The 13,112-nt window shown below is 74.0% G+C and carries 7 protein-coding genes; 4 read left to right on the top strand and 3 right to left on the bottom strand.

Features of this window, described 5'->3' with window-relative positions:
* Positions 1-84: 84 nt before the first annotated feature.
* The 4 genes from WMF19_RS16670 to WMF19_RS16685 all read left to right on the top strand — a co-directional run bounded on the left by WMF19_RS16670 (position 85) and on the right by WMF19_RS16685 (position 10,672).
* Positions 85-4,536: a DEAD/DEAH box helicase gene (locus tag WMF19_RS16670; RefSeq protein ID WP_437900028.1), complete on the top strand. Its 4,452-nt coding sequence runs from the start codon at positions 85-87 to the stop codon at positions 4,534-4,536.
* A gap of 375 nt (positions 4,537-4,911) precedes the next feature.
* Complete coding sequence (locus WMF19_RS16675) at positions 4,912-5,790, top strand: hypothetical protein (protein WP_437900029.1); 879 nt, start codon at positions 4,912-4,914, stop codon at positions 5,788-5,790.
* 291 nt (positions 5,791-6,081) lie between these two features.
* Entirely contained in the window at positions 6,082-7,350 is a 1,269-nt protein-coding gene (locus tag WMF19_RS16680) for an efflux RND transporter periplasmic adaptor subunit (RefSeq protein ID WP_437900030.1), read from the top strand.
* Between the two features lies 1 nt (position 7,351).
* Positions 7,352-10,672: an efflux RND transporter permease subunit gene (locus WMF19_RS16685; RefSeq protein WP_437900031.1), complete on the top strand. Its 3,321-nt coding sequence runs from the start codon at positions 7,352-7,354 to the stop codon at positions 10,670-10,672.
* A 27-nt stretch (positions 10,673-10,699) separates the two neighbouring features.
* Here WMF19_RS16685 and WMF19_RS16690 read toward each other — a convergent pair whose 3' ends face one another.
* The 3 genes from WMF19_RS16690 to epmA all read right to left on the bottom strand — a co-directional run bounded on the left by WMF19_RS16690 (position 10,700) and on the right by epmA (position 12,895).
* A complete protein-coding gene (locus WMF19_RS16690; RefSeq protein WP_437329579.1) occupies positions 10,700-11,092 on the bottom strand; it encodes a DUF423 domain-containing protein in 393 nt (130 codons plus the stop codon).
* Positions 11,093-11,159: 67 nt separating this feature from the next.
* Positions 11,160-11,711, bottom strand: a complete 552-nt coding sequence (locus WMF19_RS16695; protein WP_437900032.1) for a hypothetical protein — start codon at positions 11,709-11,711, stop codon at positions 11,160-11,162.
* Positions 11,708-12,895 (bottom strand): EF-P lysine aminoacylase EpmA, encoded by a 1,188-nt coding sequence (gene epmA, locus WMF19_RS16700; RefSeq protein ID WP_437900033.1) that lies wholly within the window; start codon positions 12,893-12,895, stop codon positions 11,708-11,710. Before epmA ends, WMF19_RS16695 begins: the two co-directional genes overlap by 4 nt.
* Between the last annotated feature and the right edge of the window lie 217 nt (positions 12,896-13,112).

The raw sequence follows: 13,112 nt of genomic DNA on the forward strand, positions 1-13,112 counted from the left end.
GGCGCCATGGCGGGGGCGGCCTTCGCCCCACGCGCCCGCCCCTCTCGCTTCCGCCTCTCCCCCCGGCGGGCTACCCTCGACGGGATGTTTCACCCCGTCGTCGACCGGTGGTTTCGTGACCGCTTCGGCGCCCCCGCCCCGGCGCAGGAGCGCGCCTGGCCGGTCATCGCCGCCGGCCGCGACGCGCTGATCAGCGCGCCGACAGGCGCCGGCAAGACGCTCGCCGCCTTCCTCTTCTGCCTCGACCGGCTCGTCCGTGACGCGGCGCGAGGCGCCCTCGAGGACCGCACGGACGTCCTTTACATCTCTCCGCTGAAGGCGCTCTCCCACGACGTCCACCGCAACCTCGAGCAGCCGATCGCCGAGATCTCGGCGGCCATGGAGGCGGCGGGCCTGCCCGCGCCGGGCATCCGGGCCGTCGTGCGGACCGGCGACAGCCCCGCGCAGGAGCGGCGCGCCATGGCGGCTCGGCCGCCGCACGTGCTCGTCACCACGCCGGAGTCCGCGTTCATCCTGCTGACCAGCGCGTCGGGGCGACGCGCGCTCTCCGGGGTGCGCACGGTGATCCTCGACGAGGTCCACGCGATCGCCGGCGACAAGCGCGGCGCCCACCTCGCGCTCTCGCTCGAGCGGCTCGAGGACCTCGTGGTCGGCCAGGGCGGCGCCCGCCCGCAGCGCGTCGGCCTCAGCGCCACGGTCCGCCCCATCGAGATCGCCGCCCGGCTCGTCGCCGGCGCGCGCGAGCTGCCCCAGATCGTCGACGTCGGGCAGCGGCGGGACCTCGATCTCGCCATCGAGGTGCCCCGCGACGAGCTCGGCGCTGTCTGTACGCACGAGCAGTGGACCGAGATCTACGACCGCATCGCGGCGCTCGCGGAGGGGGCGCGGTCGACCCTGGTGTTCGTCAACACGCGCCGCCTCGTCGAGCGGGTCGCGCACGCGCTCGGCGCGCGGCTCGGCGAGGACGTCGTGGCCGCCCACCACGGCAGCCTCTCGCGGGCCCGGCGGCTCTCGGCGGAGCGGCGCCTCAAGGCCGGGGAGCTCCGCGTCGTCGTCGCGACAGCGTCGCTCGAGCTCGGCATCGACGTCGGCGCGGTCGACCTCGCCTGCCTCGTCGGCTCGCCGCGGTCGATCAACGTCGCCCTCCAGCGCATCGGCCGCTCGGGCCACGCCCTCGCCGCGACGCCGCGCGGGCGGCTCTTCCCGCTGACGCGCGACCAGCTCGTCGAGTGCGCGGCGATCGTGCGCGCAGCGCGCCGCGGCGAGCTCGATCGGATGGCGTCGCGCGAGGGGCCGCTCGACGTGCTCGCGCAGCAGATCATCGCCGCGTGCGCGTGCGAGGAGCGGGACGAGGAGGGGCTCTACGCGCTCGTCCGCCGGGCCGCGCCTTACGAAGGCCTCTCGCGCCGCGACTTCGACGCGGTGGTGGCCATGGTCTCGGGCGGCGCCGCCGCGGCGGACGACGGCGCGTCCGCCGCCCGCGGCGCGCGGCAGCGGGCCGGGTCGCTCGTCTACCGCGACGCGATCGGCGGCCGGCTGCGCGGGCGGCGCGGCGCGCGGCTCGCGGCGCTCACCTCGGGCGGGGCGATCCCCGACATCGCGGCCGTCGACGTGGTGCTCCAGCCCGACGGCACCAAGGTCGGCACGCTCGACGAGGATTTCGCGATCGAGTCGTCCGGCGGCGACGTCTTCCTGCTGGGCAACACCTCCTGGCGCGTGCTCCGGCTGGAGGGCGGCCAGATGTGGGTCGAGGACGCCCACGGCGCCGCGCCCACGGTGCCGTTCTGGCTAGGGGAGGCGCCGGCGCGCACGCCGGAGCTCTCCGCCGAGGTCGCCGCGCTCCGCGCCGAGATCGCGGCGCGCCTCGACGAGGAGCGGGCCGATGGGGCGCGGCCGGCGGCCGAGCGGGGCCAGGGCGGCGAGGAGGCGCGGGCGGCGCGGTCCCGGGCGGCGCGCTGGCTCATGGAGGCGTGCGCGCTCGACGCGCGCGGGGCGCTGCTCGTGCGCGACTACATCGAGGCGGGGCGCGCGGCGCTCGGCGCGGTCCCGGGCGGCGCGACCGTCGTGGTCGAGCGCTTCTTCGACGAGGCCGGGGGGCAGCAGATCGTCGTCCACACGCCGCTCGGCGGCCGCGTGAACCGCGCGCTCGGGCTCGCGCTGCGCAAGCGCTTCTGCCGGTCGTTCGACTTCGAGCTCCAGGCGGCGGCGACCGACGACGGCGTGCTGCTCTCGCTGTCGGCGGAGCACGGGATCCCGATCGACGAGGTGCTCGATCTGGTCCGCCCCGAGGGCCTCGAGGAGGTGCTCGTCCAGGCGGCTCTCCAGGGCCCGATGTTCCGCACGCGCTTCCGCTGGGCCGCGTCCCGCGCGCTCGCGCTGCTCCGGTTCCGCGGGGGCCGGCGGGTGCCGCCTGCGCTCCAGCGCATGCGCGCCGACGACCTCCTGCTCTCGATCTTCCCCGAGCAGCAGGGCTGCCAGGACAACCATGGGCTCTTCGCGCACGTCGAGCCGCCGGATCATCCGCTCGTCCGCGAAGCGCTGCGCGACTGCCTGACCGAGCTGATGGATGTCGAGGGGCTGCGCGCGCTGCTCGTCGGCCTGCGCAGCGGGGCGATCCGGGTCGTCGCGCTCGACACGCCGGAGCCGAGCGTCTTCTCGCACGAGATCCTGAACGCGAACCCCTACGCGTTCCTCGACGACGCCCCGCTGGAGGAGCGCCGCGCGAGGGCGGTCCGCGTGCGGCGCGGGCTCCCGGCGGAGGTCGCCGAGCGGCTGGGCGGGCTCGATCCGGCGGTCGTCGCCGAGGTGGTCGCCGAGGCGCGGCCGGACGTGCGCGACGCGGACGAGCTGCACGAGCTCCTGCTCGACAGGGTCGCGCTCCCCGCGGAGGAGGGGATCCGGAGCGGCCTCGCGAGGCACTTCGAGGCGCTCTGCGCCGCGGGGCGCGCGGCCGAGGTCGGCGCTGCTCCGGGCGCGGGCGTCGGCGCGCCGCGCGCGCCGCGCGCGCCGCGCTGGGTGGCGACCGAGCGGCGGCCGCTTGTCGAGGTGATCTGGCCGGAGGCGGTGTTTGCGCCCGACGTCGCGGTGCCGCCCGCGGTGCGCGGGGCCGCCGGGGCGGTCGATCGCGGCGCCGCGATCACGGCGCTCGTCCGCGGCTTCCTGAGCGCCGCGGGGCCGATCTCGACCGAGGATCTCGCGTCGCGGCTCGACGTGCCCGCGTACGAGGCGCTGTCCGCCCTCGCGCGGATCGAGCTCGCCGGCGGCGCGCTGCGCGGGCGCTTCCTGCCGAGCGCGCCGTCGCGGCCGGCGCAGGCCGCCGCGGGCCCGAGCGACCCGTCGATCGAGTGGTGCGACCGCCATCTCCTCGCCCGCATCCACCGCCGCACCGTCACCGGCCTGCGCAAGGCGATCGAGCCCGCGACCGCGGCGGAGCTCCTCCGGTTCCTCCTTGCGTGGCAGGGCGTGCGGCCGGGCACGCAGGCGCGCGGGCCGGGGGGCCTCGGGCGGGTGATCGAGCAGCTGCAGGGCTTCGAGCTCGCCGCCGGCGCGTGGGAGCAGGCGGTGCTGCCCGCGCGCGTGGCCGGCTACGACGAGGGGCTGCTCGACGCGCTCTGCCTGTCCGGCGAGGTGGCGTGGGGCCGCGTGGTCCCGCGCGACGCGGCGGCGCCCACGCGCGCGGCGCCGATCACGCTGGCGCTGCGCCGCGATCTCCCGTGGCTCCTCGCGCCGCGGGAGGCCGAGGGCGCGCCGCCGCCGGCGTCGCTCTCCGAGGCGGCGCAGGGCGTGCTGTCGTTCCTGACGCGCGCGGGCGCGTCGTTCTTCGACGACCTCGTTGTCGGCGCGGGCGGCGCGGGCCGCGCCCGGGACGAGGTCGAGGAGGCGCTCTGGGAGCTCGTCGCCGCGGGGCTCGTGACCGGCGACGGCTTCGCGGCGCTGCGCTCGCTGCTCGGCGGCGGCGGCGCGCCCGTCGCGCTGGGCGCGGGCCGCCTGCGCGGCGGGGCGCGCCGAGGCGGCCCCGTCGCGTCGGGCAGGTGGTCGCTCCTTCGATCGCGCCCGGACGCGTTCGCGCCCGCTGCCGGCGACGTCGGCGAGGGCGCCGAGGGCCCCGATGCCGTCGAGGCGCTCGCGCACCAGTACCTGCGCCGCTACGGCGTGGTCTGTCGCGAGCTGCTCGCGCGCGAGCCGCGGCCGCCCGCGTGGCGCGACCTCCTCCGGGTCTACCGGCGGCTCGAGATGGCGGGCCAGCTCCGGGGCGGGCACCTCGTCGCCGGCTTCGTGGGGGAGCATTTCGCGCTGCCCGAGGCGCTCGACGCGCTCCGCGCCGTCCGGCGAGAGCCCCTGTCCGGCGAGATCGTGCAGCTCTCGGCGTGCGACCCGCTGAACCTGGTCGGCATCGTCACGCCGGGGCCCCGGGTGCCGGCCGCGCTCGGGAACGTGGTCATCTACCGCGACGGCGTGCCGCTCCTGCCCGTGGCCGCGGCCGCGCCGGGCGGGCTGGGACGGGCGATGGCCGTTGCCCCGGGAGCAGCGATGTGAGGGCGACCCAGTCCTGTCGTCTCGGTCGAGGAAGCCTGGGATGGCCTCGAGATTGACGCAGACGATCAACGCGTTCGTCTTCGATGGTCTGGCCCTGGGCTGGGCGATCGGCTGAGAGAGGGTGGCTGACGCGGAGCGCATATCGGCGCTCCTCCGCGGGCTCGTGCCCGAGGGCGAATCGCTGGTTGCGGGGCAGCTCGTTCACCTCTCGATCGACGACGCCAGGGAACTCCCTTCTATCCGGACCAGCCACCGCTCCCGCGCGAGGCCGGCGGCGAAGAGAACCGCCATGACACCAAGGGCCCCAAAGGCCGCCGGGCCGCAGGCGTCCTTGACGCTCGACCGCATGGCGCGAGCTGCCGTACTCTCACGCCGATGACCAGAGAAAAGAAGAAGAAATCACGAACCGAGGCCGCCTCGGAGACGGACACGCAGGGCGAGAAGCCCTCTGCCGAGCCGCCGCGCGGCGGCAAGAAGAAAGCGGCCCTCACGGCCGCCCAGCGGCAGGAGCTGCTCGATCTCGATCCCGCCTACGAGGCGCCGATCGACCACCCCGTCTCCGATACGTTGCAGGAGGCGCGGGAGCTCGAGGTCGCCTTGAGCAAGCTCGGCAAGGAGATCTACAAGAAGAGCAGGCTCTCGAAGGAGGTCGGCACCTCGATCTCTGCCCGGCGCGACCTGCTCGCCGCCGCCGAGTCCGCCTGGACCGAGGTCCGCACGCTCCCGCTCTCCTCCGACCTGCGCGCGCAGCGCAAGGACGCGGAGGCCCTCAAGCGCGACGCCATCGCGGCGCTCCGCTACTTCCTCGCGGCGGACGAGGAGGTGGAGCGGCGCGTCGACGGGATCGTCCTTGGCACCGGCGTCGCCGATCTGGTGAGCGATCTGAGCCAGCTCGCGGAGCTGCTCGAGCAGCACCGCGACGCGCTGGCCAGGGCCGATCTTCCGAAGCGCGCCCCGGAGCGCGCCCGTGAGCTCGCCGCGGCGCTCAGCAGCGGCGCGGCGGAGCGCGCCGTCGATCCCCAGGGCAACGCCGCGATGGCACTCCGGAATCGCGCCTTCTGGTGGCTGCGCGAGGCCATGGACGACATCCGCGCCGCAGGCCGCTATGTCTACCGCGACGAGCGCAAGGTGCTCGCGCTCTTCCGCACATCGAGCGCGCGTGCCCGCGCGCGTCGGCGCGCAGTGAAGCAGGATGAGCCCGAGACGACTGGATCGAGCCCGACACCGGCAGCGCCTGAGCCTGAATCGACCTGACGGCAGCGCAATCCGACGCGTCGGCAGCGCGATCGGACATGCAGGGAGCCCGATCCGACATGGCAAGAGCGCGATCGGACACGCCGGGAACGCGATCGGACACGGGTGCGGCCCAATCCGATAGGATCGCAGGGCGATCCGACACGTCGAGAGCCCTATCCAAGCCGCTTTCGTGAAGCGGACACCGCTGCGGCGTGCTCGAGCGCACGTTGCGCTCCAACCCTGATGCGTCAATATCGTGCGGCGAACACGCGCTCGGGGGGGCGTTCCTGGTCATCTGAGGCCGCCGCCATGTGGACTGTCCTTCCCGAGCTTCGCCAGCCTGCCAACTCCCGTCACCGCGCCTCCGGCCCGCCAAGGGGGCTCTGGACATTGCCGGTCGCGTTCGCGGCCGCTCTGCAGTGCCTCGCATGCAACCAGGGAGCGTCTCAGCCAGGCGGCGCGAAGGCGGAGAAGCCCGCGGCCAGCGTCAAGGAGGTGACGCTCGCCCCCGTGACGGAGCTCGTCATGGAACAGGCCGTCGACATCTCGGGGACCCTCGACGCCGACGAGCAGGTGACGCTCGGGGCCAAGGTGGCCGGACGCCTCGCCTCGATCTCGGTCGACCTGGCGAGCCCGGTCCAGCGAGATCAGGTCATCGCTCAGCTGGAGGCGCGGGACTACGAGCTGCGCATCGAGCAGGCCACGGCCGCGCTGGCGCAGAGCCGCGCCCAGCTCGGCTTGCCCCCGGACGGGCCTGACAGCGAGCTCGATATCGAGGGCACGGCGATCGTGAGGCAGGCCCTCGCGACGTTCAAGGAAGCGCAGGCCAACCAGGTCCGGGCGCGGGGGCTCGCCAGGGAAGGGTTGATGTCGGGCATGGACCTCGACGCGGCCGAGGCGGCGGCGGTCCGCGCGGAGACCGCCGTGCAGTCGGCGCGGGAGGAGGTGCGCATCCGCGAGGCCGCGGTCCGCCAGCGGCGCTCCGAGCTGCGCATGGCGCGGCAGCAGCTCACCGACACGATGGTGCGATCGCCGCTCGATGGCGTCGTCCAGGTGCGGCGAGCGAACGTCGGCCAGTACCTCGCCGCGGGGGCGCCGATCGTGGATGTCGTCCGGATCGACCCGCTGCGGCTGCGCGTGGCCATCCCCGAGCTCGAGGCGGCCGCCGTGCGCGCAGGCCAGCCCGTGCGCGTGACCCTCCAGGGGGACGGCGCCACCTATCCGGGGACGGTCGCGCGCCTCGCGCCCGCGCTCGACCCGCAGAGCCGCACCCTGCTCGTGGAGAGCGACATCAAGAACCCAGGCCACCTGCGGCCCGGCAGCCTCGTCAGCGCGCAGATCGTCGTGAGCTCGAGGCCGGTGCCGACCGTGCCGGCGACCGCCGTCGTCCGGTTCGCCGGCCTCGCGAAGGTCATCACGGTCGAGGAGGGCAAGGCGAAGGAGAAGCAGGTCACCACGGGAAGGACGTCGGGGGATCGGGTCGAGATCGTGTCCGGCGTCGCGGTGGGGGAGTCCGTCGTCGCCCGGCCCGGGTCGCTCCAGCAAGGGCAGCCGGTGCGCGTGGTGGAAGGGGGCTAGGGTGCAAGCGCTCGCCAGGATCTGCATCCAGCGGCCCGTGTTCGCCGCCATGCTCACGCTCGCCCTCGTGGTGGTCGGCGCCGTGGCGTACTTCAAGCTGGGCGTGGATCGCTTCCCCGCCGTCGACCTGCCGACGGTCTCGGTCCGCACCTCGCTCCCCGGCGGCGCGCCCGAGGACGTCGAGTCGGAGATCTCCGAGGAGATCGAGGAGGCGGTCAACACCGTCGAGGGGATCACCGAGCTCCGCTCGATCTCGACGAGCGGCACCTCCGTCGTCGTCGCCACGTTCAACCTCGACCGGGACATCGACTCGGCGGCTCAGGACGTCCGCGATCGCGTGCAGGCGGCGCTGCGCCGCCTCCCCGTGGGCACCGAGCCGCCCGTCATCGCGAAGCAGGACAACGACTCGACCCCGGTGATGTCGATCGCCCTCTCGGCCGATCGATCGATCCGGGAGCTCACCGAGGTGGCCGACAAGCTCGTGCGGGTGCAGCTCGAGCGCTCGTCGGGCGTCGGCGAGGTGCGCGTCGTGGGGGGGCAGGAGCGCGCCATCAAGATCTGGCTGAACGCCGATCGCCTCGCCGCGTACGGCCTCCCGATCACCGCCGTCCGCGACGCGATCGTGCAGCAGAACGCGAACATCCCCGCGGGGAACGTCACGGGGAAGGAGGAGGAGCGGACGCTGCGCACGATGGGCCGCATCGAGGACGCGGGCGCGTTCAACGATCTGGTCGTCGCCACGGTCGACGGGCGGCCCGTCCGAGTGCGCGACATCGGCCGCGCCGAGGACGGCACCTACGAGCAGCGCTCGCTGGCCCGCCTCGACGGCAAGCCCACCGTCGTCCTCGACGTCGTGCGGCAGTCGGGCGCCAACACCGTCGCGGTGATCGAGGCCGTGAAGGCCAACCTGGCGAAGCTCTCCGAGCAGATGCCCGGGGACGTGCGACTAGAGGTGATCCGCGACCAGTCGGGCTACATCTACACGGCGCTGCACGAGATCAACGTGCACCTCGTCCTCGGCAGCCTCCTCGCGTGCGCGGTCGTCCTGCTCTTCATGCGGTCGTGGCGGTCCACGATCATCGCGGGCGTCGCCATCCCGACGTCGGTCGTGGCGACGTTCGGCATGATGTGGCTGCTCGACTTCACGCTGAACAGCGTGACGATGCTGGCGCTCGTGCTGATGGTGGGCATCGTCATCGACGACGCCATCGTCGTCCTCGAGAACATCTTCCGCTTCGTCGAGGAGAAGAAGATGGACTCCTTCGAGGCGGCCAGGGCGGCGACGCAGGAGATCGGGCTCGCCGTGCTCGCGACGACGCTGTCGCTCGTCGTCATCTTCGTCCCCGTGTCGTTCATGTCGTCGATCTCGGGGCGGTTCCTGTTCCAGTTCGGGATCACGGCCACGGTCGCGATCCTCGTGAGCCTGCTCGTCAGCTTCACGCTGACCCCGATGATGAGCGCGCGCCTGCTCCGCGAGGAGGGCGCCCGCGCGCACGCGGCGGGCGAGGCGGGCGCGCACGGCGGCGGGAGCGAGGCGGCGACGCGAGAGGGCTTCTACGGGAGGCTCGAGGCCAGGTACACGCGCGCCCTCGCGTTCGCGATGCGGCACCGGGCGCTCGTCGCCGTCTCGGGGGCGTTCGTGATGGCGTCGGCCGTGCCGCTCTACGGGCTCGTGAAGCAGGAGTACATCCCCTCGGGCGCGGACGACGCGGAGTTCGAGATCCGCGTCACGGCCCCGCTCAGCGCGAGCATCGGCGCGATGGACGACGTGATGCGGCAGATCAGCGATGACGTCCGCGGGGTGCGCGGGGTGCGGAGCGTGCTCGCCACCGCGGGCGGCGGCTTCGTGGGCGGCGTCAGCGCGGGCGAGGCCTTCGTGCGGATCGCCCCGCACGACGAGCGCACGTTCTCCCTGACGCGGCTGCTCCGGGAGACGCTCTCCGCCCATCCATGGCGCGCCTTCAAGGACAATTACTCGCAGAAGGAAGTGATGCAGGAGGTGCGGCGCAAGCTGCGCAAATACTCCGATCTCCGGATCTCGGTGCGCAACGTGCCGTCGTTCAACATCGGCGGCGGGAACTTCGAGATCGACTTCGCGATCCAGGGCCCCGACATCGAGCAGCTCGAGCGTTATGCGAACGAGCTCCGCGAGCGCTCCGCGCACCTCGGCGGCATCGTGGACGCCGACGTGACGCTGAAGATCGACAGGCCGGAGCTCCGGGTGCTCATCGAGCGCGATCGCGCGGCGCAGCTCGGGGTCCGGACGCAGGACATCGCGACCGCGCTGCGGCTGATGGTGGGCGGAGATCAGGCGGTCTCGCGCTTCCGGGACGAGGCCGAGAACGAGAACTACGACGTGCAGCTGCGCCTCATCGAGGAGGACCGCGATCGGGTGGCGGCCGTCCGCCGCCTGTACGTGCCCCGGACGGCGCGCGCGTCGGCCGCGCCGTCGCCGGGCGGCGCCGGCGGCGCGACGGCGCCCCCGGCCGGGACGCCGCTGCTCCGGGGCGACCTTGTGCGCCTCGACAACCTTGTGCGCATCGAGGAGGCGAGGAGCCCGTCGCGCATCGACCGGCTCGATCGCCAGCGGGTGTCGAGCCTGCGCGCCGGCGTCGCCCCGGGCTATGCGCTGGCCGACCGCCTGGAGGCGCTGCGCGGCGCCGCCCGGGAGATGGACATGCCCGCGGCGTACACGACCAGCGTGCGCGGCCGCGGCGCGGAGCTCGAGCGCACGTTCGGCGAGTTCATCTGGGCGTTCCTCCTGTCGATCGTGCTCATGTACATGATCCTGGCGTCGCAGTTCGAGAGCCTTGTGCACCCGGTGACGATCCTGCTCTCGCTGCCGCTTTCGGTGCCGTTCGCGCTGCTCAGCCTGTGGGCGACCGGGAACACCCTGAACCTGTACTCTGCGCTCGGCTTCCTCGTGCTGTTCGGCGTGGTGAAGAAGAACTCGATCCTCCAGGTCGACCACATGAACAAGCTGCGGAGCGAGGGCATGCCGCGCGAGGAGGCGATCCTCCAGGCGAACCGCGATCGGCTGCGGCCCATCCTGATGACAACGCTGGCCCTTGTCGCGGGCATGCTCCCGCTCTGGCTGGGCACGGGGCCCGGGGCCGAGGAGCGTCAGACGATCGCCGTCGTGGTCATCGGCGGCCAGTCGTTGAGCCTGCTGCTCACCCTGATCGTCACGCCGGTCTCGTACTCGCTGCTCGACGATCTCGCGCGCAGCGAGCGCTGGGGGCGGGTCCGGTCCCGCGTGGCCTCCCTCCGAGAGCGCGCTTCCGCGCGGTTCGGCCGTCTCTTCGCGCGCAGGACGACGTAGGCGCGGCGGCGCCCGCTGCCGCGCGCCTCAGCCCTTCGCCATCCCGAGCGCGGCCACGGCCACCGCGCCCCAGCCCGCGAGCAGGAGCAGCCCGCCGAAGGGCGTGACGGCGCCGAGGACGCGGACGCCGGTCAGGGTCATCGCATAGAGGCTGCCGGAGAAGAGGAGCACGCCGCCCGCGAAGCAGAAGCCGGCGACCGTCGCCGCAACGCCGCCGGTGCGCGCGGCGAGGTGGGCGGCGAGCGCCAGCGCGAGCGCGTGGGCGAGGTGGTACTGGGCGCCCGTTTGCCACCAGGAGAGGCGCAGCGCGCCGTCCGCCTGTGCGTCGAGCGTCGACTTGAGCCCGTGGGCGCCGAACGCGCCGAGCGCCACCGCGAGGAACCCGTAAACGCCCGAGAGCAGGAAGAAGAGACGTTCCATCGGGCGCGGAGCTTAGTCCATGCCCGGAGCTCGTCACGAGGGGCGCTTGGCTGGGGTGCGGCGCGCGTCAGCCTCCCTCCGCCCGCCGCCGCGGGAAGATCGTCCCCCGGATCTCCGCCATCGACGCGCCGAACGTCGCCGCGAGCCGGCCGAGGACGAGGCGGTTCAGCCGGCCGTCCGGCGGCGCCTTGACCGCGATCACGAACGCGGCGTCGATCGGCGTGCCGGCGTGCCTCGCCGCCCGCTCCGCGAGCGCCGCCGCGGCGGCGTCGGACAGCTCCTCTCGCCGTGCCACGCGGATCTTCACGTAGAGCGCCGCCCGCATCAGCGTGTGGTAGCCGTGCATCCACGCCATCCAGCGCTCCTCCGGGCCCCCGGCGAGGGCCCGTGAGAGCGCGCCGTGGCGCCGCTCGATCTCGTCGAAGGGCAGGTTGTCGAGCTCGTTCAGCGCGCCGGGGAACTCCCCCGCGAGCGCGCGGAACACCTCCTTGCCGGGGATCGGCTCCCCGGCCGCCCGCGCGCGCCGGAGCTCGGCGAGCGTGAGGTACTTGCGGGCGAGCTGCGACAGGACCTCCGGTGAGAGGCGCGTGTCGCCGCCGGGCTCCACCGCGCCGGTCACAGCCAGCCGTGGGGGAACGCGAGGACGTCGCCGATCGACGCGGCGCCGAGGCACAGCGCGACGAGGCGATCGACCCCGAGCGCGTTTCCCGCCGCGGGCGGCATGCCCTCCTCGAGCGCGTCGAGGAAGCGCTCGTCGATCGGATAGACCGGCTTGCCCTGGGCGGCCCGCGCCGCCTGATCGGCGAGGAGCCGCGCGCGCTGCTCGACCGGGTCGGTCAGCTCGCCGAAGCCATTGCAGAGCTCGACGCCCGCGACATACAGCTCGAACCTCTCGCAGACCCGCGGATCGCTCGGCTTGAGCCGCGCGAGCGACGCGAGCGGCGCGGGGAAATCGACGAGGAACACCGGGTGGGGCAGCGCGGCGATCGCCGGCTCCACCGCGTCCACGAGCAGGCGGAAGAACCGCTCCTCGTCGCTCGACGCGAGCGCGATCGCGTCGTCCGCGGGCACGCCCGCCCAGCGCGCGAACGCCTCGCCGATCGAGATCCGCGGGAACGGCCGCTCCAAACGTACCTGCTTGCCCGACGTCGAGATCGTGCCATCCGCGCCGAGCGCGCCCGCGACGCGCTGCACGATCGCCTCGGTGTCGGCCATCACCTCGTCCACGCCGGCGAAGGCGCGGTACCATTCGAGCATCGTGAACTCCGGGTTGTGCCTGTCCCCGAGCTCCCCGCGCCGGAAGCAACGCGCGAGCTGGAAGCAGCGCGGGACGCCTCCCGAGAGCAGCCGCTTCATCTGGTACTCCGGGCTCGTGATCAGGAACGTCGGGCGCGCCGCCTGCACCGCGAACGCGTCGAGGTGCAGGTCGAGCCCGGGGGAGGGGACCATGCTCGGCGTCTCCACCTCGAGGAAGCCGCGCTCGGCGAACAGCGCCCGCACCGCGGCGAGCGCCGCCGCGCGCTGCGCGAGCGCCGCGCCGCGCCCGCGATGGATCGCGCGCTCCGTCTCGCTCGACGGCGGCGCCGCGGCGCCCGCGCGTGCCCGCGGCGGCCTCCGGGGCGCGATCCGCTCGACGATCCGCGCGGACGCGAGCGCGCAGTCGGTCGGCGCCGGCGCCGGCGCGCCCTCGACGATCGCGAGATCGCCGACCTCGAGCGGCGGCGCGGGCGCGCCCTCGAGCGCGACGCGCAACGCGCTGAACGCGTCGCCGAGGATGACCGCGCCCTCCGCGACCTCGAGCACGCGGCCGCCGACGCGAACCCTTCCGGGCAGCGGCGCACCGGCGGGACACGGGGAACAGGCGGAGACGATGTCGCTCGGGGCGAACGTCGCCGGGAATCCAATGGAGGTGTTTGTTTCAGAGAGAGCCACGGGAGCCTGCGTTGAAGGTGCCGGAGACATACCACGCAGGTTGACCAGGGAGGTCACGTAACGAGGCAATCGCGGCCACAACTCCTTG

This window comes from Sorangium sp. So ce124 (assembly GCF_051525235.1).
GTDB lineage: Bacteria > Myxococcota_A > Polyangia > Polyangiales > Polyangiaceae > Sorangium > Sorangium atrum.

Excerpts from the sequence above, each read along its gene's own strand:
- WMF19_RS16690 (WP_437329579.1), bottom strand. The coding sequence starts at position 11,092 with ATGGAACGTCTCTTCTTCCTGCTCTCGGGCGTTTACGGGTTCCTCGCG.
- WMF19_RS16680 (WP_437900030.1), top strand. The coding sequence starts at position 6,082 with ATGTGGACTGTCCTTCCCGAGCTTCGCCAGCCTGCCAACTCCCGTCAC.
- WMF19_RS16670 (WP_437900028.1), top strand. The coding sequence starts at position 85 with ATGTTTCACCCCGTCGTCGACCGGTGGTTTCGTGACCGCTTCGGCGCC.
- WMF19_RS16675 (WP_437900029.1), top strand. The coding sequence starts at position 4,912 with ATGACCAGAGAAAAGAAGAAGAAATCACGAACCGAGGCCGCCTCGGAG.